General features: G+C 45.7%; 1 protein-coding gene. It reads right to left on the bottom strand.

Features of this window, described 5'->3' with window-relative positions; translation table 11 throughout:
- Nucleotides 1-228: 228 nt before the first annotated feature.
- Nucleotides 229-441, bottom strand: coding sequence for an acetyltransferase (locus tag MMIC_RS12420; protein WP_072660782.1), 213 nt, complete (start codon nt 439-441; stop codon nt 229-231).
- Nucleotides 442-641: the final 200 nt, after the last annotated feature.

A 641-nucleotide genomic window follows, 5' to 3' on the forward strand; every position in this document is an offset into this window, starting at 1 on the left:
TGTGACATTATAGAGACCGGAAATGAGAGCTGGAGATTCAAAAATAGAGCATGATTTAAACAGACTTTAGGGGGGTCAAAATTGGACGCTGATGGGGGGTCAATTTTGGGTGCTGATTGACAGCCTGAGCATGAAAACACCCGAAGAGGTGCATAAAAAAGCCGACTGCCAATGGCAGCCGGCTTGAATAAAAAAAGTGTCAACGTATTTTAGGACGAGACAGTTGGTTCAGAAGCTGATCCTGTAATGAGGGTCCAGCCAGCATTTTGGCAGGGCTTCTCCTGAAGGAAAGGTCAGCTCAGATTTGCTGACACTGACCGGATCACCAGCCTCTTCACCAGCATGATAACGTACAGTCACGCTTGTCGCGTTGGGGTCAGTGACTTCGCCAAGATTGACTACTTGAGCCAGATCTCCATTGTCTGCATTTTTTAGGAACATATGAACCTCCTGTTGCTGGGTAATCGCCGAGCTGTGTTTACATTATAGGCGAAGTAGTGCTATTCCTCCAGTGAGAGTCTTTTCCAATATGAAATGAGTCTGAAAACGTAGTTGTCCTGTCCATCATATGGGGATGCTTATCCAGATGGACGAAAGGAAGATCAAAACAGTTGCCGATATTTCAGTCTTTCTGTCAGGAA

The sequence above is a fragment of the Mariprofundus micogutta genome (assembly GCF_001895085.1).
Lineage (GTDB): Bacteria > Pseudomonadota > Zetaproteobacteria > Mariprofundales > Mariprofundaceae > Mariprofundus > Mariprofundus micogutta.